Source organism: Pseudomonas sp. FW300-N2F2, from assembly GCF_017351655.1.
In the GTDB taxonomy this organism is placed as follows: domain Bacteria; phylum Pseudomonadota; class Gammaproteobacteria; order Pseudomonadales; family Pseudomonadaceae; genus Aquipseudomonas; species Aquipseudomonas fluorescens_AA.
In genome coordinates this window covers 3,088,386-3,106,486 of sequence record NZ_JACNDQ010000001.1, presented here as the reverse complement: position 1 = coordinate 3,106,486, position 18,101 = coordinate 3,088,386, and the positions used below count along the sequence as shown (strand labels likewise).

Sequence of the window (18,101 nt, the reverse complement as noted above, 5' to 3'; positions counted from 1 at the left end):
ACCAGCCGTCATTGATGTTGCCTGATCTGCCTCTATCGCGAGCAAGCTCGCTCCCACAGGTATTAGGGGCAAGGCCCATTGGCTGAGTGCTCCCTCGCCACAGGTAAAACACTGCGCCATGCTCAAAGCATCGGCTTGCCCCCGGTAATCCCATAACGGGCCCCGGAGATGTAGCTGCCTTCGTCCGAGGCCAACAGCACATAGATCGGCGCCACTTCAACCGGCTGGCCGGGGCGGCCAAGGGGCGTCTGGGAACCGAAATTCTGCACTTCTTCCTCGGGCATGGTCGCCACGATCAGCGGCGTCCAGATCGGTCCCGGCGCCACGCTGTTCACGCGGATGCCCTTGGGCCCGAGCATCTGCGCCAGGCCACCGGTGAAGTTGGCGATGGCGCCTTTGGTGGTGGCATAGGCCAGCAGTGTCGGCTTGGGCATGTCGGAATTGACCGAGCTGGTATTGATGATCGAACCACCAGGCTTCATGTGCGGCACGGCGGCCTGGCAGATCCTGAACATCGCCGTGATGTTGATATCGAAGGTACGCACCCATTCTTCGTCGGGGATGTCCTCGAGGTTTTCGTGGGTCATCTGAAACGCGGCGTTGTTGACCAGGACGTCGATATGGCCGAAGCGGGCAACGGTTTCATCGACGATCTTGCGGCACAGGCCTTTGTCCGCCAGGTCACCGGGCAACAACAGGCATTGACGCCCGGCCTGCTCGACCCAGCGTGCGGTTTCCCGGGCGTCTTCATGCTCGTCCAAGTAGGCAATCGCCACATCCGCACCTTCACGGGCGAAGGCAATGGCGACGGCGCGACCGATGCCGCTGTCGGCGCCGGTGATCAGGGCGATCTTGTTCGCCAGTCGTCCGGAGCCGGTGTAGCTCTGTTCGCCGCAGTCCGGGTAAGGGTCCATTTTGCGCTGGGTGCCGGGCACCGGCTGGCTTTGTTTCGGGAAAGGCGGGAAAGGGTAGTCGACCATCGTCGTTCTCCAGGTGGGTTGCGATGGAGGGTGGACTTTGGGTTTTCGGGCAGAGTTCGGTCGGATTGTCCGGCCAGTCGATGAGCGTGACAGTGGTCGTTTCGTCGGTGAAGGGTGGGCTGTGGCAAACATTGGACGAGCCTGTATTCTCCAATGTCAGTACCGGTGTCGAGAAGGAGCAGGGCAATGTTCAGCCATATACAGATCGGCGCGCGCGACCTGCCGACAATGGTCGCTTTTTATGATGCCGTCCTCGGTTGCCTGGGGCTGGAACGCATCGAGGGCGAAAACGATTCGGGCCCGCCGGGAGAAGGCTGGCGTCAGCCCGGCAAGTATTGGCCGCAGGTTTTTGTCCAGTTGCCTTTCAATGGCCTGCCCGCGACCTGGGGTAATGGCATGCAAGTGAGCTTCGCCGCCGATTCCCCGCAAACCGTCCGCGCCGCCTGGGAGCAGGCGATAGCCATGGGCGGTACCGACGAAGGTCCACCCGGCCCTAGGCCACAGTATTGCGAAGGCTATTTCGGCGCGTATTGCCGCGACCCGGAGGGGAACAAGCTGTGCTTTGTCCATGCGCCGGATATGCACGACTAGAGCGCTCGCGCCGTGTAGGAGCTGTCGAGCGAAGCGAGGCTGCGATCTTTCCCCTGACACTTGAGTACCAAGCGAAAGATCAAGATCGCAGCCTCGTTGCACTCGACAGCTCCTACATGGCGCAGCCCAGGCAGGGGAGTGTTCAGCCCCTGGCTTTCAGGCTGCGCTCCATCCGCGCGATGCCTTCCTCCAGCAACGCCCGCGGGCAGCCGAAGTTCAGGCGCACGAACTGTCCGGCATCGTCAGCAAAATCCAGCCCGGCACTCAGCCCGACCTTGGCTTCTTTCAAGAAGAACCCTTGTGGGTTATCCAGCCCCAGCCCGGAGCAATCCAGCCAGGCCAGGTAAGTACCCTGGGGCACGGTCATGGTGATGCCCGGCAGACGGGTGCTCACCGCTTCGACCAGGTAATCGCGGTTGGCTTGCAGATAGGCTTTCAAGGCCTCCAGCCATGGGCCGGCTTCGCTGTAGGCCGCACGGGTCGCTTCCAGGCCCAGGGCATTGACGCTGTCGACCATGCCGGCCCGCGCGTTGTTGACCCGCTCGCGCAGCTTGGCGTTCTGGATAATGGCGAACGATGTTTTCAGCCCGGCGATGTTGTAGGCCTTACTGGCGGACATCAAGGTGATGGTGCGCTCGGCAATCTCCGGGCTGAGGGAGGCGGTCGGAATGTGCACGCGGCCGTCGAAGCACAATTCGGCATGGATTTCGTCGGAGATGATCCAGGCGTCCTGCGCCAGGCAAATGTCCGCCACGGCCTTGAGTTCTTCGCGGCCAAACACCTTGCCCAGCGGGTTGTGAGGGTTGCTCAGCAACAGGGCGCCGCCGCCCTGCAATGCTTCGCGCAACGCGGTCAAGGGCGTATGGAATTCACCCTTGACCGGGGTGAACGGCAATTCCACTTTGTTCAGCTGCCAGTGACCGGGGGCGTGACGCAGCGGAGGGTAGTTGGGCACCTGCACCACGACATTCTGTCGGGGGGCCACCAGGGCATGCAGCGCCATGTTGAAACCCGGTTCGACGCCAGGCAGGAACACGATTTGCTGAGGCTCGACGCGCCAGGCGTACTTGCTCCACAGGTCAGCGACGATGGCCGCGCGCAGATTGTCCTGGGCGACGCTGTAGCCCAGCATCGGATGTTCGAGGCGCTTGTGCAGCGCGTCGATGACCACCGGTGGGGCGGGGAAGTCCATGTCGGCCACCCACATTGGCAGCACATCGGCCGGGTAGCGGCTCCATTTGGTACTGCCGGTGCCGTGGCGCTCCAATACGGTGTCGAAATCGAAAGTCATGGGGGTTCCATCAGTCAGTCATGAGATGGCGCACATCATAAAGCAAAGACCGCCGAGAAAAGCTTGATGGCTCAGTGCCACCAATTGATGATAATCAGTTAAAGTTCCCTCTCGAAACGCCGCTAAGCCGTTAGCGGTATTCGGTAACGGACCTCCAAGTCTTTGAAAAGGACGACCCCCATGACATCGCCCGTGCGCTTTAACGATCACCACCGTAAAGCCGACCGCATCATGCTGGGGCTACTCTGGCTCACGTTGCTGTATTCCCTGAGCCTGGCATTCCTGCACTCGACGTTCACCCAGGCGCTGCTGGTGGGGGCGACCACCTGCGTGGCGAGCACCGCGCTTTATCGCGTCCTGGCCGGCACCCGGGCCATGCGCTGCATCATCGCGGTGGCGCTGATGGTCATGGCGGCCTTGCACATCAACCAGACCCAAGGCGTGATCGAATTCCACTTCGGGATCTTCGTGCTGCTGGCCGTGTTGACGTTCTACCGTGACTGGCTGCCGATTGTCGTTGCCGCCGCCACCATCGCGGTTCATCACCTTGGTTTTCACTGGCTTCAACACCAGGGTTATCCGGTATTCGTCATGGACACCCACGGTGGCTGGTCGATGATCTTCCTCCACGCGTTCTATGTGGTGGTGGAAAGCGTGATCCTGATTTACCTGGCGAACCAGAGCCTGGCCGATGCCACGGAAAACCAGGAGGTGCTCGACAAGGTGCTGGCGGCGGCCGCGCAGTTGAGCCACGGCGCCGACAGGCAGCGCAGCGACGGCGTCAAGGTCTCTTCGAGCGAGCGTTTCGATCATTTCCTCCAGCAGGTCACCCAACTGGTGGACGGCGTGGTGCGCGACACCCGCAACCTCTCGGACCTGGGCCAGGACCTGTCCCAGGTTGGCCAGACCCTGGAAACCGGTGCCCGTCACCAACTCGACGAAGTGGCACAGATGAGTGGTGCGATCAGCCATCTGGTCGAGGCCATGGAGAACATCGCCGGCCATGTCGACCAGACCCTGCAGCGCGCCGGCCAGGCCAACGAGCAGGTCAACCGCGGGCGCAGCACGGTTGACCAGACCCGGGAAGAGATTGTCGAGCTGGCAGGGCGCATCAACCTGACCAACGAAACCGTGCAGGTCCTGGCCGACCAGGCACAGCAGATCGGCCAGGTGCTGGATGTGATCAACGGCATTGCCGAGCAGACCAACCTGCTGGCCCTCAACGCCGCCATCGAGGCGGCCCGGGCTGGCGAGCAGGGCCGCGGGTTCGCGGTGGTGGCCGACGAGGTCCGCACCCTGTCACAAAAGACCTCGACGTCCACCACCGAGATCCAGCAGATCATCGCCAAGCTGCAGCAAGGCAGCCGCCAGGCCGCCGTCGCGATGCAAGACAGCCGCGATGGGGTGGAGCGCTGCGTGTCCGCCAGCCAACTGGCTTCGCAACTGTTGCACGCCGTCGTCGAAGACATCGCCGTGATCAATCATTTCAACGACCTGATCGCCAGCACCACCCAGGAACAATCCAAGGCGTCGATGGGCATCAACCAGCGCCTGCAAAGCGTGCAGGCCGTGGCTGAGCGCAACGCCGACAACATCGGCATACTGACCCGCAGCAGCCAATGCTTGCCACCGTTGGCGGAGCGGTTGGCGGTGTTGGGGCAGGCGTTTCATGGGAAGCCGCTTTAAGCGACTGGCTGCCCCTCGATTGACCCCCGACAGCAAGCGCGTCATACGAATGTATCTCTGTGTATCCACGGACATGGCCGATACGAACCGTTGCATTCAAGCCCGTCGCTGACACATCCGCGATACCTGGCCAACGTCAAATGGGACCCATCGAGACAGCCCAAGCCGTCTCACCGGCTCACCCCACGTCGTTCGCAAGGAGCTTCACATGGACATAAACTCGACCTCCGCTCCCCGGCATCGCCGCTTGCTCGCGCCAACCCTTCTGGCGTTGGCAATGATGCAACTTGGCGCCTTGGGATTGACCTCGTCCCAGGCAAGCGCGGCCGATGTGCCGGCGAGCACTGTCGGCGCGATTACCCCCGGCAGCCACACGTCGTTCGGCCCGCTCAAGCATGTCAAGGCTGGGTTGCTGGACGTTGCCTATGCCGAGGTCGGCCCCGCCGATGGGCCAGTGGTGATCCTGTTGCACGGTTGGCCCTACGACATCCATAGCTATGCAGATGTGGCGCCGGCGCTGGCGGATAAGGGCTATCGCGTGTTGATTCCCTATGCCCGCGGTTATGGCGATACGCGCTTCCTGTCTGCCAAGACCCTGCGCAACGGCCAGCCTTCCGCGCTGGCAAGCGATCTCATCGATTTCATGGACGCGCTGAACATCAAGCAGGCCGTGCTGGGCGGTTATGACTGGGGCGCACGCACCGCTGATATTGTCGCGGCCCTTTGGCCGGAGCGGGTGAAGGCGCTGGTGGCGGTGAGTGGCTACCTGATCGGCAGCCAGGAGGCCGGCAAGGCGCCGTTGCCGCCGGCCGCGGAGTTGCAGTGGTGGTATCAGTTCTACTTTACGACAGAGCGTGGCCGCCTCGGCTACGAGAAAAACACCCACGACTTCGCCAAGCTGATCTGGAAGCTGGCGTCGCCGCAGTGGAACTTCGATGACGCGACGTACGACCGAAGCGCCACCGCCCTGCAGAACCCCGATCATGTCGCGGTTTCAATCTTCAACTATCGCTGGCGTCTGGGTCTGGTCAAGGGTGAGGCCAGGTACGACGGGCTGGAAAAGAAGCTGGCCAAGTTCCCGTCGATCGGCGTACCGACCATCACCCTGGAAGGCGACGCCAACGGCGCTCCCCATCCGCCCGCTGAAGCCTATGCCAAGCGCTTCACCGGCAAATATGAGCATCGCCTGATCGACGGCGGCATAGGTCACAACCTGCCGCAAGAAGCGCCGCAGGCGTTCGCCCAGGCAGTGATCGACGCCGATCATCTTCAATGATGCCGCGTTCCCGGCATCTGCAGTGAAGGGTTGCCTGAAGCAACGGTTTTTCCTGCCAAGGGCTGACCTCTGAAAACACCTTGGATCAGGCAACTATGTCGGCGGATCCGGCAAGCGGATTGGCGTTTCGCTCCACATACTCTCGCGGCCCGGAGGCCCTGCCACAGCTGTATCGCAGTGGCGGGGCCTGCTGAAGGCGGTCGAAAACATGTGTGCGAGTGCTTGATATGGAAAACAATACTGTCCGTTTTGCCTGCAACGGCTGCGGGATTTGCTGCAAAGGTCGGCTGATTCCACTGACGTTGGACGAGGCGAGGCAATGGTTGCAACGCGGACATGAGGTGGCGGTCGTGCTGGAGGCGTTCGATGAGTCGACCTGGCCTTCGGAGCCCCGACAATTCGCCCATAGCGCCCAAAGAGCCGTGGAAGTCACCAGTGGCGATGCCCGGATCCGAGTCGTTGCGGTGTTGGCCGGCAATGCCCTGACCCAGTGCGGCAATCTCGGCGACGACGGTCGTTGCGGCATCTATGAAGAGCGGCCGTTGGTCTGTCGAATCTACCCGATGGAAATCAATCCGCACATTGCCTTGCGTCCAGCCGACAAGATCTGTCCTCCCGAAGTCTGGGAGACGGGGGAGGTCTTGTTTACCGACCGCGTCGTCGATCCGATCCTGGCCGATCAGATCGAACGTTCCCGCCAGGCGGACCGGGACGATGCCCAGGCCAAGATTGCGCTGTGTGAAGCGCTGGGCATGCACGTCGCCGCCTGGAAGGGCAACGCGTTGGCGGTGTACTTGCCTGATCGGGCGCAGTTGGTTGAAGCGATCATTCGCTACGACCGCGCCCCCGAGGCACCGACAGGCCTGAACTGGAAAGTGCGGGTCGAAACGCCGGCCCTGGCCCAACGACTGCTGCAAGCAGGTGTCGCGTTGGATGACCAACGCTCAACCGGCTATATCTTCCAGGGGCTTTAGTTTTCGAACCAGGCCATCGCTTTGTGCATTTTCAGTTCTCGAAACATCTTGTAATACATAGGTTTGGGTGGCTTGCGTCGGTGACGGCTCGTTGAATCGTGCAAGAAATTGCGACAATCAGGCAAGCGGTCCGAACCGCCGACCCAGCATACTGCGTCCATGTTCATCAACGATTTGCGGTGATGCCGAGCAGTGTTCGGCGTCACCGCAAGTCGTGGGCCCGATGTTTCAAGGAGTGAAGTGTGCACACCGATTTCAAAAGCGACACGGGCGCCTGCGACCTCAGTCGCCTGGCCGGCTCGGTCAGCCAGCTTGTGCCCAGCGATGGTGACCAGATGACCGCCATCGCCGGTTTGAGCCTGCATCGGCGCAAAGCAATCACCGCGCCCATGCACTGCATCTACGGCCTGGGCATTGGCGTGACCTTGCAAGGCCGCAAGCAAGCCATGATCGGGGACGAGATACTGACTTATGCCCCCGGCCAGTCCATGGTGACTTGCGTGGATCTGCCGGTCATTTCCCACATCTCCGAGGCCAGCGTCGCCAAGCCGTTCCTGGGCATGATGCTGAGATTCGACAGCACGATGGTGATGCAAGTGGCCGAGCGCATGCAGCTGTCACAACGCATGAAAGACGACGCGTTTCGACCGATTACCGTACAGGCGCTGGATGCCGGGGTGCTGGATGCCCTGAGGCGTTTGATAGACCTGCTGGACGAGCCGCAGTTGCTCGAGACCGTGGCCCCGCTGATCAAGGAAGAGGTTGTCGCTCGCCTGTTGAACGGTGCCCATGCGCCGCAGCTGCTGCATGTCATCGCCGCCGGTTCACCCAGCCAACACATTGCCAAGACGGTCGCCTGGCTGAAACTGAATTTTCGCCAGGCGTTGCGCATGGACGACCTGGCGGCGCAAGCGCACATGAGTCCTTCCACTTTCCGCCAGCATTTTCGGACCGTGACCGGAATGAGCCCGTTGCAATACCAGAAGCAACTGCGGCTGCAGGCTGCTCGGCAATTGATGTTGAGCCAGAAGGTCGACGCGAGCAGTGCAGGGGGGCTGGTGGGCTACGAAAGTGCCTCGCAGTTCAGTCGCGAATACAGTCGCCTGTTTGGAGAGCCCCCGCAGCGGGATATCAAGCGGATTCGCTTGTGATCGTGAGGCTTGCCTGGCATTGCGGCCAGGCAGCCTCAAGCGCCGCTCACGCCAACTTGAACGGCAACTCACGCAACGGTTTGCCCGTCAGGCTCGCCACGGCATTGGCAAACGCCGGGGCCAACGCTGGCAGGCCGGGTTCGCCCATTCCCGTGGGCGGCTCGGCGCTGGGCACGATGTGGACGGCGAATTCCGGCATGTCGGTAATGCGCGGCACGCTGAAGTCAGCAAAATTGCTCTGCTGCACGACGCCGTCTTTCAGGGTGATGGCGCCACCGGGCAGGCACATCGACAAGCCCATCAGCGCCGCGCCTTGGACCTGGGCCTCGACACTGCGTGGGTTGACGGCCAGGTTGCAGTGCACGCCAGCGGTCACGTTGTGCAGCACCGGACGGCCATCCTGCACCGAGGCCTCGACCACATAAGCCACCACCGAACTGAACGACTCGTGGACCGCCACGCCCCAGGCACGGCCCGCCGGTAGCTGGCGCTTGCCGTACTCGCTCTTGTCCACGGCCAATTGCAGCGCCGCGCGATGGCGTGGGCTCTGGTCGCCAAACAGCTTCATCCGGTAGGCCACCGGATCCTGTTTGGTGGTGCGGGCGATCTCGTCGATCAGTGTTTCCATCACAAAAGCCGTATGGGTGGAACCGACGCTGCGCCACCACAGTACGGGGACGTTGAGTTTCGGGTGATGCACCGTCAGCCGCATAGGCAGCGGATACGGGTCGCGCAGGCCCTCGGTGGCGGTCGGGTCGATGCCATTTTTCACCCGCCCGCCAAACACGGTACCGGTGATGATCGATTGGCCAACCAAGGCGTGGTCCCAGGCGAGAACCTTGCCACTGTCATCAAAACCGATGCGCGCACGGTGCAGGTGCATGGGGCGGTAGTAGCCGCCCTTGATGTCGTCTTCCCGGCTCCAGAGTGTGCGGATAGGCGCATCGACCCCGGCGGTGCGGGCGGCCTTGGCCACTTCGCAAGCCAGTACCACGAAATCGTTGGTGGGTACGCCGCGCCGGCCAAAACCTCCGCCAGCGGTTTGCACGTTCACCTGGATCTGCTCGGGCTTGAGGTTCAGCACCTTGGCGGCGGCCGCCGCATCGCCGCCAGGGAATTGTGTGCCGACCCACAACTGAGCGCCATCGCCGGCAAGCTGCACGGTGCAATTGAGCGGTTCCATGGGGGCATGGGCGAGGTAGGGGAACAGGAACTCGGCCTCCAGTCGATGCGGCGCCGTGGCGAGCGGCGTCATGTCGGCATCGAAGTGCAACGGGCCGGGCTGGCTGGCCAGCTCGCGGTATTGAGCCAATTGTTTTTCGCTGTCCACCTTTTCCACGGCGGACGCATTCCATTCCACCTTCAGCGCATCGCGTGCCAGCTTCGCCTGCCAGTAACTGTCGGCAACCACCGCGACACCTTCGGCGCCGCCATCCAGCGGTATGCGCAACACGGCCTTCACGCCTTTGGTGGCCCGCGCCGCGCTGTCGTCCAGAGCAGCGATTCTGGCGCCGAACACCGGTGGCCGGGCGACGACCGCCGTCAGTTGCCCCGGCAGGTGCATGTCGATGCCGAAATCCTGCTGGCCGCTGCTCTTGGCCTTGGCATCGATGCGTGTGGTGGCCTGGCCGATGATGCGGAAATCCTTGGGGTCCTTGAGGGTGATCTGCTCAGGTACAGGCATCGCCATCGCCGCTTGCGCCAGTTCGCCGTAGCTCGCTTTACGGCCCGCCGGGCCGAGCACCATGCCGGCCTGGGTACTCAGGCTCGCCACGTCCACGTTCCAGCGTGCGGCGGCCGCACTCAGCAGCATGGCGCGAGCACGGGCGCCAAGTTCGCGGTACTGGGTGTAGCTGTTCTTGATCGTGTTGGAACCACCCGTGAGGTGGATGCCGAACGCCGGGTCCATGTAGGCCACGTCATTGCTGCCGTTGCGACTGCGCACCAGGCTCCAGTCGGCATCCAGTTCTTCGGCGAGAATCATGGGCAGGCCGGTCTGCACGCCCTGGCCGAATTCCAACCGATTGATGGTGACCGTGACCTCGCCATTGGGCGCGATCTGCACGAATGCGGAGGGTTGCTGGGTCGGTTTGAGCGGCGCCGCGACAGCGCCATTGGCTTCCTGCGCCAGGGCCAGGTGTGGAAACGCACCCAAGGCCAGTCCGCCGATGCCGACGATCTTGAGGAAGCTGCGCCGGGGCAGGGCAGCGGGGCCGTCAGCCTCGTCACGTTCAAGCATATGTTGCAAGGCGCGGGGGAGCTCGTTCGGGAAGATCTCGTTCAGCATGGTCAGCTCCGATCAGGCAATGGCTTTGGCGGCATCAGCCACCGCGGCGCGGATTCGGGCGTAAGTGCCACAGCGGCAGATATTGCCGGCCATGGCCGAGTCGATCTCGGCCGCCGTGGGCTGCTTGCCCTTGGGCTGGGCCTTGAGAAAAGCCGTTGCGCTCATGATCTGGCCACTCTGGCAGTAGCCGCATTGCGCCACGTCGTGTTTGACCCACGCCTCGTGCACGGCGCTGCCCACCGGATCACTGCCGTTGGTTGCCGCTTCGATGGTGGTGATCTTCTTGCCGACGGCGGCGGCGATGGGCGTCACGCAGGAACGAATGGCCTGGCCATCCAGGTGCACGGTGCAGGCGCCACACAGCGCCGCGCCGCAGCCGAACTTGGTGCCGGTCATGCCCAGCGTGTCGCGCAGGGTCCAGAGGATAGGGGTGCCAGGGTCGACGTCGACCGTGTATTCACGGCCGTTGATGTTCAGGGCGCTCATAGGGGGACCAGCTCCAGATGGTTTGGCTCTGGTTAACTATAGGAAGGAATAGTCGGGGTGGGTTGCACGATTCGGGCTGATTATTGCCTGATCATGCGAATCAGCGTGCCCCGTGGAGGTGCACGCTGTTGATGTCAGTGACGGGGGGCTATCGTGGATGGCTATTCATTGAGCGGATTGCATGTTCAGCCCATGCCTGCTGTAAACCCGTACTGCCTGGCAGACCACACCACTGCCAACGTCAGCAGCAGGAGAACGACCAGGACCGGCGCAAACGCCACGACCCCCAGGTGGTCGAGCAGGATGCCGCCGACGATCCCGCCGCCGGCAATGGCCAGGTTCCAGGCCGTGACCAGCATTGACTGGGCCAGATCCGCCGCATCTCCGGCTGTCTTGGCGATGGCCGTCTGGAACAGCGTCCCAGCCCCTCCGAAAGCGATTCCCCAAGCGGCCACGGCGATATACACCGCCGCAGGCCTGTCGCTCATTGCCCCTAGCATCATTGCCGAGAGGGCGAACAGCACCGTACCTGCGAGCGTCAGCGCCCGCAGATGGCGATCGATCAGCACGCCGACGACCCAGATCCCCAGTAACGACGCGACGCCAAAGACCAACAGGACCAGATCCGTCCGCTCGCCCAGGCCTGCCGCCGTCAAAAAAGGAGCGATGTAGGTAAAGAGAATGTTGTGCGCCAGGACAAAAGCCAGTACCACGAACAACACCGAGCGAACGCCCGGCAGGGTGAAGACCTGGCCCAAGGCAAGACGTTTGTTGGAGGCCTGTCCGGGAAAGTCAGGCACCTTGAGTCGTACCCAGACCATCAAGGCCACGGCGAACAGGCTCATGATGGCGAAGCTCATTCGCCAGCCGACCAGGTTGCCGAGCAGCGTGCCAGCCGGTACGCCCAGGGACAACGCCAAGGGCGCGCCCACCATGGCGATTGCAATCGCTCGACCTTTCTGGCTTTCGGGCACCATGCGGGCGGCATAACCGGCCAACAAGGCCCACAGCAGCCCGGCCGATACGCCACCCAGCAAGCGCGCGACAATCGTCAAACCATAATGGGTAGAAAACGTCGTGACGGTATTGGCAACGGCGAAACCGGCGATTGCCGTCAGCAAGAGCGATCTGCGTCGCATGCCTTGGGTCGCGGCGGTCAATGGAATGGCCGCCAGCAAGGAGCCTATCGCGTAGACCGTTACCAGTTGGCCGGCGAGGGCTTCGGAGATCGCCAGCCCTTCGCTGATCTGTGAAAGAAGACCGGCGGGCAAGGCTTCGGTGAGGATGGTCACGAACGCCGCCAGTGCGAGGGCAAACAGTGATCCGATGGGGAGCGGCGCAGTGTCTTGAATGACCTCGGCATCGGCATCGATAGGGGGGTTGGCAATCGTCATGTGTCACCTGCTGGAGCGCTCCTGACCCGCCGGGACGACGCGGTCAATCGCAGATTGATAAGTGTCGACTACGGTAGGTGCCCCTCTTTGTCGAGACAAGAATGCTAGAGTGCACAACACATCGGAAAAAATGTCCGCAATGGGAGGCTGGCGTGGAATCACTGAGCGGGATTGATTTTTTTGTGCGCGCGGCCGAAACCCGCAGTTTTTCAGAGGCGGGCAGGGCGCTGGGCATTTCGTCTTCGGCGGTGGGCAAAAGCGTCGCCCGGCTCGAGGAACGGCTGGGTGTGCGGCTGTTTCACCGCAGCACACGAAGTATCACGCTGACGGCGGAAGGGACGCTGTTTCTCGAACGCTGCCGGCGCATTCTCTGCGAAGTCGAAGCGGCCGAACAGGAACTGTCGCAAACCCGCAAAGCGCCACGGGGCAAACTGCGCGTGAGCCTGCCCCTCGTTGCGGACCTGGTCATGCCGACGCTGATCGCCTTCATGCGGCGCTACCCCAGTATTGAACTGGACCTGGATTTTTCCGACAGGCTGGTGGACATCATCGAGGAGGGTTTCGATGCGGTCATTCGGACCGGAGAGCCGAACGACTCCCGGCTGATGTCCCGTCCGTTGGGCCCGTTCAAGCTCGTTGTGGTCGGTTCGCCCCGGTACTTCGCCGAACACGGCACACCGCACGTACCGACGGATCTTCTGCGTCATGCCTGCCTGTTATACAAGTTTCCCAGTACTGGCAGGATGCAAGTCTGGCCGGTAAACGGGGACGGGGAGCCGGAACTCAACCTGCCGGCGAACCTGGTCTGCAACACCACCGAGGCGTTGCTGCACGTGGTGCATGATGCGCTGGGGATTGCCTGCGTGCCGGACTTCACTGTGCGTGAGGCCATCGCGGCCGGTGAGCTGGTCACCGTCCTGGACGACTTCAACAAGCATCAGAACACCTTCCGCATGCTCTGGCCCTCAAGCAAACACCTGGCGCCGAAACTGCGGGTGTTCATTGACTTCATGAGCAGTGAGTTATTCAAGTGACTGAACCATCGCCATCGCGAGCAGGCTCGCGCCCACCCTCAATCTTCAGCAGGCACAACACTCATGTCCACCTCCAGCCCCACAGGGGAAATGTGCTGGCCATAGAGCAAGTGGGCTGCTAACTGCAGTCTTTCTGTTTGCACGGGTGCGCGTCCCGGGAGCGCCATTCCTTGACCAGCTGTTGCCGGGGACGGGCGTAGCGCTCCTCCAGGAAACCCACCTCGACGATCCGGTCCGTTCGGAACAAACGATAGTCGCCGCGCAGTTCGCACCAGCCTGCGATATACCGCTGCGCCTCGACGAACCCCAGCATGATCGGCCAGAGGGTTCGTTGCGTCTGCTCCCCATTTTCGTCCTTGTAGACGATCTGCATTTTGCGTTGTTCGCGAAGCGCCAGCCGGACCTGCGCCAGATCCAGCGCCGCCGGGGCGCCTTGATTGCGACTGACGTAAATCGTGTCGTTGTCCAAGGTCCGCCGCATGTGTGGCGGCAGGACGCTGTCGATCTTGGCCAATGCGTTTTGAACGGCGTGGGCCAGGCCTTCATCGGTTTGGCGGCTGACCCATTGCGCGCCGGCCATCAGTGCCTGGATTTCTTCCTCGGTGAAACTCAATGGCGGCAACAGAAAACCCGGGCGCAAGATGTAGCCAACGCCGGGTTCGCCAACGATGTCCGCCCCCATCGACTGCAGCGTGATGACGTCCCGTCGGATGGTACGCAATGAGACATTCAGTTCACGGGACAGCGTGACACCGGAAACCGTCCCGCGATGACGCCGAAGCACTTGCATGAGGTCGAATAATCTATGGCTTCTTGACACGTTTCAGTCCATGGCCACGAGGGCCTTGCCACGGAGTTTCCTGCCTCCCTCGATGGCCGCGACAAGCTGGATCGCATCGTCAAGAGGCACCACTTGCGCCACAGGAAGCCGGAAGCTGCCATTCTGGGCGGCTTGGGCGAGCGTGTCGAGGACCTCGGGGCGCGGTGTGCAGATGATAGGTTTCAGGCGCTTATCAAAAAAGGAGCGAATGAACTTGCCGGGGCTTGGATTCAGATCCAGCAGCACGCCACCTTTACGCAGCAGGTTGAGGCCGACCGGCAGAGCCATGGTGGCTGCCGTGTCGTACACCACATCAAAACGTTCAGGCAGCCTGGACAGATCGGTTTTGCGATAGTCGTGAACCGTATCGACCCCCAGTTGCCGCGCCCGCCCTAGCGTCTCTTCACTGCACGAACCGGTGATAGTGGCCCCCACCATGCGCGCTATTTGCACGCAGGCTTCACCGACCGCGCCACTGCAACCATTGATGAAGACGCGCTGGCCCGCGGTCAGTCCGGCCTTGTCCCGCAATCCGTTCCAGGCCGTCGTTCCCGGTGTCCCGAGGCAGGCGGCTTGTTCAAAGGAGACATTCTCGGGTTTGCTGGCCAGCAGCGACTCCCTGGTGACCACGGCTTCTGCCAGCGCACCACTTTCCTTGAAGCGAGCGAGACCAAAAACAGCATCACCCACTTTAAACCGCGTCACGTTGCTGCCCACCGCCATGACGACGCCGGAGAAATCCATGCCCATGGCCCGGGGGAAGGACCTGCCCGTAACGATCTTCATCTGCCCGCTGCGCAACTTCCAGTCGATAGGGTTGATGGCGGCGAATCTGACTTTCACAGCGACTTCGCCTTGACCCGGTGAAGCCAACGTAAAGGCTTCGAGCTTCATCACCTGCGGCCCGCCGTAATTGTGATACTGGATACGCTTCATAGCCGACGCTTACTCTGGATGATTGGTGAGGTAGAAACAGGGATGGGGCAGGGGGCGTTGTTTCCAGCGCATCGTTTCCTGCGGCCAACCATTTCACTCTAACCATCGACAGGGTCAGTTTCTGTCACCATTGTTTTGCCAGGCTATAAGCACGAGCGGCCGCTGGGGCCCACGTTCAGATCAAGGGGCCTTGTTCTCCACCAGGCAGTTTCCGCCATCCACCACGATGACTTCGCCCGTGATGTAGCTCGCCTCTGAAGACGCCAGAAAAGCCACCAGTGCCGCCACCTCTTCGGGCCGTCCCGCCCGGCCCATCGGCGTGTAGCCTGCCGCGGTGGCTTCCTCGGCAGTGGTCGACCCTGTGCTGATCCAGCCGGGAGCGACGCTGTTTACAGTCACTCCTTGCTTGGCGACTTCCAGCGCCAGGCTCATGCTCATTCCGACCATCGCGGCCTTCGCGGCGCTGTAAGCCGCTTCACCGGGGTTACTGCAGCGGGTGCCGGTCGTGGAGCTGATGTTGACGATGCGCCCGTATCGGCGCGCCCGCATGCCGGGCAGAACAGCCCGTGTCAGCAGAAAGGCCGTGGTCAGGTTTCGCCCCAGCGTCAGGTTCCAGGTGTGCAGATCCATGCTTGCCAAGTCGGAAAAAAACTCCGGGCTGCCTTGCATGGCCATGCCCGCGTTGTTGACCAGGATATCGATCTGGCCCCAGAGGGACTCCGCCCACGCCATAAACTCACGAACCTGGCTTTCATCGGTAAGATCGAGGGCCCGCCCTTCGACTTCGAACCCTTCGGCACGCAATTCCGCGACGCGCTCAAGGATGCGTGCACTGCTCGCGGTGATGATCAATCGGGCGCCGGCGGCGCCCAGCCTGCGCGCGATCGCCATGCCGATGCCGATCTCACTGCCAACCCCACTGATGAGTGCCACAGGGTTCTGTCCAGTTGCGTTAGGCATGGTGCCTCCAGAGGGGATAAGTGATTGCCAGGTGTCGGAGCGCTATATAAACATCCTGGTCAACGCCCGAACAGCGCCGTCATTCCCAACAAGCGCTTTTGCCGCCAAGCCGGTGCGCTGGTAGGGAAAAGCACCTCGTCTGGCCGGAAGCGGGCGAGACCGCAGGCCGCGGCGATGCGCTGGCGTTGCTGGCCGCGGGCAAGGGCTTGCTGAAAGCTGTGTTCGCTATGGGCCAATCCCAGCATGTAACGAGTCCCCACCTGAAAGTGTCCGCCGTTGGCTTGCCACCATCGTTCGATTGCCTGCGGGTCGGGCCAGGGCAGGTTTTCATCGGGGTCCATGGCGACATTGGGATCTTCAGGGTTGTCGTTCGGGCCTGCATCGAAATCCGGCAGGTCCTGCAATTCCAGATCAAGCAACGCCAGGTCAGCGCCGCTGATCAGGCTGAAGGCTTCACCGGCGACGCGGGCATAGGGCGGGTCGCTCATCTGCTGGATCAACCAGGGCACGCTGACCGGATCGCCCAGCAATCCAAGGGCCTGGAGGCCGATGCGCCGATCCCGGGGATCCTGTACCAATTGCCGTATCCAGGCGATGCTGGGTTCGCGTTCTTGCCAAGCCAGCAGTACGCAGAGCGCGCGGTACTGGAACTCGCCCGGTTGCTCGGCGAATGAGCGCAGAGGCTCCAACGCCTGCTGGTCGCCCATTTGGACAGTGGCCCAATTGGCCCAGAAGCGCGTGGCGGCGTCTTCATGCTGGCGGTGGGCACGCATCGTCGGGAACAGGTCACGCCGGCGCAGTTCGCCAACCGTGCGGGCGGCACGTGCCAGCACGCTTGGGTCGGCATCGGAAAGTCCGGCCAGCAGGGCGGGGCCGGGGTCGCGGCGATGCATGCCGCAGGCCGCCAGGCCGAGACGGCGAAACAGCGGCTCGGGGGAGGCGAGCATACGTTCTATCCACGGAGCCACCCGTTCCCAGTCGAGCCAGCCCAGGGCCATCAGGTAACCGCGCTCCGTTTCCAAGGCACTGCGCAACTGCTCGCTGAGCCGCGACAGCGCTTTAGCGTTGGCCGCCTCGAAAGCCAGCACCACGCTGGCGAACATCTCGCCGATGGCGTGTGGGCCGAGTTGGCCCAGCAGGGTTTCCAGCCCCGCTGGGCCGGCGATACGCAGGCCATCGAGATGAGCGTCGATGCGGTTGTCGAGCGTGCCGAGGTGGTCCAGATCGTAGTGTGGCGCACGTACGGCATAGTCCCTTAGGACCGCGAGGAAACTGGCCTCTTCGGTATGTTGGTCGAGAATCGGTGACAAACTTTCCATGTATTTCTCTGCATTCGTCTCAAGGACTGGGTATGCGTGTCCAATTCGCTCCGTCAAAAGCGGCAAGGTGTCGTTCACCGGATGACCATAGGCACTGCTCATTCGCGTCGAGGTATCTGAAGGTCTGATCGCCGGGAAGTCCTGTCTCGACCTTCTCCAGCTTGTCGCCTTGTAGCGTATAGAGGGCTTTGGTGGTTGACAGCCAGAGTTGATCATTGAACCAGGCCATGTCCCAGAAGGTATCTTCAGTGAGCTCGTGCTCAACGAGCTCCCAGCGGTCGAGACGACCTCGCATGACGATGCCCAACTGGCCGGAGATGTAAACCACGCCATCGGGCGCGCAGAGAACGTTTTCCAGAATGATGTTGGTCGGGCTTTCGCTGCGCTGCCAGGTACCCTGCCAGCGGTACCAGATTTCGCCCTGGTTACCGGTGGCATAGATTTCATCTTCATTAAAACCGTCGATGGACTCGAAGCCACTGAGGCTGTCGGCGGTCGGGTCTTCAACCACCCCTTTGTCGCAGCGCTGCCAGACTCTGTCCTTTCGAACATAGACTTGGCGGCCGAAGCCGGTGGCGTAGACATTTGCACCGATAGGGCGGATGTCGCGCAGCAAACCGTGCTTGCTGGGTTTTTCCGCGACGATATCCTCGTAGGCTTGCCCGTCAGGCGCAGCGCGATGAACGCGACCATCGGCACACAGCGTCAGGATTTCGGGAGGGGCGCCGCGAACGGCGCAGATACCGGCGCAGATCCCTTGAACATAATAGTTGTCCCATCCTCCGGTCCATCGAAAAACGCGAGTGCCGGGCTCGCGTTTGGAGTAGGCGAGTACATAAACGCGGTTTTTATCAAAGACCGCTACTCGGCTCAGCGTCCAATCCAATGTTTGAGTCATGTCGTCCCTGCTCCAATT

The 18,101-nt window shown here is 62.1% G+C and carries 16 protein-coding genes; 6 read left to right on the top strand and 10 right to left on the bottom strand.

Annotation, left to right across the window (positions count from 1 at the left end):
- Window positions 1-122 precede the first annotated feature (122 nt).
- Complete coding sequence (locus J4E63_RS13415) at window positions 123-980, bottom strand: SDR family oxidoreductase (RefSeq protein WP_207282266.1); 858 nt, start codon at window positions 978-980, stop codon at window positions 123-125.
- Between the two features lie 186 nt (window positions 981-1,166).
- Between J4E63_RS13415 and J4E63_RS13410 the strand changes: the two genes are divergently transcribed.
- Window positions 1,167-1,571, top strand: coding sequence for a VOC family protein (locus J4E63_RS13410; RefSeq protein ID WP_207282265.1), 405 nt, complete (start codon window positions 1,167-1,169; stop codon window positions 1,569-1,571).
- A 142-nt stretch (window positions 1,572-1,713) separates the two neighbouring features.
- Here the strand turns inward: J4E63_RS13410 and J4E63_RS13405 are convergent, their stop codons facing one another.
- A complete protein-coding gene (locus J4E63_RS13405) occupies window positions 1,714-2,862 on the bottom strand; it encodes a MalY/PatB family protein (protein ID WP_207282264.1) in 1,149 nt (382 codons plus the stop codon).
- Window positions 2,863-3,042: 180 nt separating this feature from the next.
- Here J4E63_RS13405 and J4E63_RS13400 point away from each other — a divergent pair, with 180 nt between their 5' ends.
- The 4 genes from J4E63_RS13400 to J4E63_RS13385 all read left to right on the top strand — a co-directional run bounded on the left by J4E63_RS13400 (window position 3,043) and on the right by J4E63_RS13385 (window position 7,949).
- Window positions 3,043-4,548: a methyl-accepting chemotaxis protein gene (locus J4E63_RS13400; protein ID WP_207282263.1), complete on the top strand. Its 1,506-nt coding sequence runs from the start codon at window positions 3,043-3,045 to the stop codon at window positions 4,546-4,548.
- A 208-nt stretch (window positions 4,549-4,756) separates the two neighbouring features.
- Window positions 4,757-5,824, top strand: coding sequence for an alpha/beta fold hydrolase (locus J4E63_RS13395; protein ID WP_207282262.1), 1,068 nt, complete (start codon window positions 4,757-4,759; stop codon window positions 5,822-5,824).
- A 227-nt stretch (window positions 5,825-6,051) separates the two neighbouring features.
- Window positions 6,052-6,798, top strand: coding sequence for a YkgJ family cysteine cluster protein (locus J4E63_RS13390; RefSeq protein ID WP_207282261.1), 747 nt, complete (start codon window positions 6,052-6,054; stop codon window positions 6,796-6,798).
- Window positions 6,799-7,040: 242 nt separating this feature from the next.
- Complete coding sequence (locus J4E63_RS13385; RefSeq protein ID WP_207282260.1) at window positions 7,041-7,949, top strand: AraC family transcriptional regulator N-terminal domain-containing protein; 909 nt, start codon at window positions 7,041-7,043, stop codon at window positions 7,947-7,949.
- Between the two features lie 46 nt (window positions 7,950-7,995).
- On the opposite strand, the gene J4E63_RS13380 is transcribed toward J4E63_RS13385, so the two are convergent.
- From J4E63_RS13380 to J4E63_RS13370, 3 genes are all read right to left on the bottom strand, one after another.
- Window positions 7,996-10,236 (bottom strand): xanthine dehydrogenase family protein molybdopterin-binding subunit, encoded by a 2,241-nt coding sequence (locus J4E63_RS13380; RefSeq protein ID WP_207282259.1) that lies wholly within the window; start codon window positions 10,234-10,236, stop codon window positions 7,996-7,998.
- Window positions 10,237-10,248: 12 nt separating this feature from the next.
- Entirely contained in the window at window positions 10,249-10,722 is a 474-nt protein-coding gene (locus J4E63_RS13375) for a (2Fe-2S)-binding protein (RefSeq protein ID WP_192260309.1), read from the bottom strand.
- 185 nt (window positions 10,723-10,907) lie between these two features.
- The gene (locus J4E63_RS13370) at window positions 10,908-12,116 is read right to left on the bottom strand and encodes an MFS transporter (protein ID WP_192260302.1); all 1,209 of its coding nucleotides are present in this window, start codon (window positions 12,114-12,116) and stop codon (window positions 10,908-10,910) included.
- Between the two features lie 152 nt (window positions 12,117-12,268).
- Here J4E63_RS13370 and J4E63_RS13365 point away from each other — a divergent pair, with 152 nt between their 5' ends.
- Window positions 12,269-13,150: a LysR family transcriptional regulator gene (locus J4E63_RS13365; RefSeq protein ID WP_207282258.1), complete on the top strand. Its 882-nt coding sequence runs from the start codon at window positions 12,269-12,271 to the stop codon at window positions 13,148-13,150.
- A 118-nt stretch (window positions 13,151-13,268) separates the two neighbouring features.
- Here J4E63_RS13365 and J4E63_RS13360 read toward each other — a convergent pair whose 3' ends face one another.
- From J4E63_RS13360 to J4E63_RS13340, 5 genes are all read right to left on the bottom strand, one after another.
- The gene (locus J4E63_RS13360; RefSeq protein WP_203225767.1) at window positions 13,269-13,970 is read right to left on the bottom strand and encodes a YafY family protein; all 702 of its coding nucleotides are present in this window, start codon (window positions 13,968-13,970) and stop codon (window positions 13,269-13,271) included.
- Window positions 13,971-13,973: 3 nt separating this feature from the next.
- Entirely contained in the window at window positions 13,974-14,906 is a 933-nt protein-coding gene (locus J4E63_RS13355) for an NAD(P)-dependent alcohol dehydrogenase (RefSeq protein ID WP_207282257.1), read from the bottom strand.
- A 180-nt stretch (window positions 14,907-15,086) separates the two neighbouring features.
- Window positions 15,087-15,866, bottom strand: coding sequence for an SDR family NAD(P)-dependent oxidoreductase (locus J4E63_RS13350; RefSeq protein ID WP_207282256.1), 780 nt, complete (start codon window positions 15,864-15,866; stop codon window positions 15,087-15,089).
- A 59-nt stretch (window positions 15,867-15,925) separates the two neighbouring features.
- Window positions 15,926-17,185: a TIGR02270 family protein gene (locus J4E63_RS13345; protein WP_207282255.1), complete on the bottom strand. Its 1,260-nt coding sequence runs from the start codon at window positions 17,183-17,185 to the stop codon at window positions 15,926-15,928.
- A 19-nt stretch (window positions 17,186-17,204) separates the two neighbouring features.
- Window positions 17,205-18,083 carry a hypothetical protein gene (locus tag J4E63_RS13340; RefSeq protein ID WP_060742380.1) on the bottom strand — a complete coding sequence of 293 codons (879 nt, stop codon included), beginning with the start codon at window positions 18,081-18,083 and terminating at the stop codon, window positions 17,205-17,207.
- Window positions 18,084-18,101 lie beyond the last annotated feature (18 nt).

Excerpts from the sequence above, each read along its gene's own strand:
- J4E63_RS13415 (WP_207282266.1), bottom strand. The coding sequence starts at position 980 with ATGGTCGACTACCCTTTCCCGCCTTTCCCGAAACAAAGCCAGCCGGTG.
- J4E63_RS13410 (WP_207282265.1), top strand. The coding sequence starts at position 1,167 with ATGTTCAGCCATATACAGATCGGCGCGCGCGACCTGCCGACAATGGTC.
- J4E63_RS13405 (WP_207282264.1), bottom strand. The coding sequence starts at position 2,862 with ATGACTTTCGATTTCGACACCGTATTGGAGCGCCACGGCACCGGCAGT.
- J4E63_RS13400 (WP_207282263.1), top strand. The coding sequence starts at position 3,043 with ATGACATCGCCCGTGCGCTTTAACGATCACCACCGTAAAGCCGACCGC.
- J4E63_RS13395 (WP_207282262.1), top strand. The coding sequence starts at position 4,757 with ATGGACATAAACTCGACCTCCGCTCCCCGGCATCGCCGCTTGCTCGCG.
- J4E63_RS13390 (WP_207282261.1), top strand. The coding sequence starts at position 6,052 with ATGGAAAACAATACTGTCCGTTTTGCCTGCAACGGCTGCGGGATTTGC.
- J4E63_RS13380 (WP_207282259.1), bottom strand. The coding sequence starts at position 10,236 with ATGCTGAACGAGATCTTCCCGAACGAGCTCCCCCGCGCCTTGCAACAT.
- J4E63_RS13375 (WP_192260309.1), bottom strand. The coding sequence starts at position 10,722 with ATGAGCGCCCTGAACATCAACGGCCGTGAATACACGGTCGACGTCGAC.
- J4E63_RS13370 (WP_192260302.1), bottom strand. The coding sequence starts at position 12,116 with ATGACGATTGCCAACCCCCCTATCGATGCCGATGCCGAGGTCATTCAA.
- J4E63_RS13355 (WP_207282257.1), bottom strand. The coding sequence starts at position 14,906 with ATGAAGCGTATCCAGTATCACAATTACGGCGGGCCGCAGGTGATGAAG.
- J4E63_RS13350 (WP_207282256.1), bottom strand. The coding sequence starts at position 15,866 with ATGCCTAACGCAACTGGACAGAACCCTGTGGCACTCATCAGTGGGGTT.
- J4E63_RS13345 (WP_207282255.1), bottom strand. The coding sequence starts at position 17,185 with ATGGAAAGTTTGTCACCGATTCTCGACCAACATACCGAAGAGGCCAGT.
- J4E63_RS13340 (WP_060742380.1), bottom strand. The coding sequence starts at position 18,083 with ATGACTCAAACATTGGATTGGACGCTGAGCCGAGTAGCGGTCTTTGAT.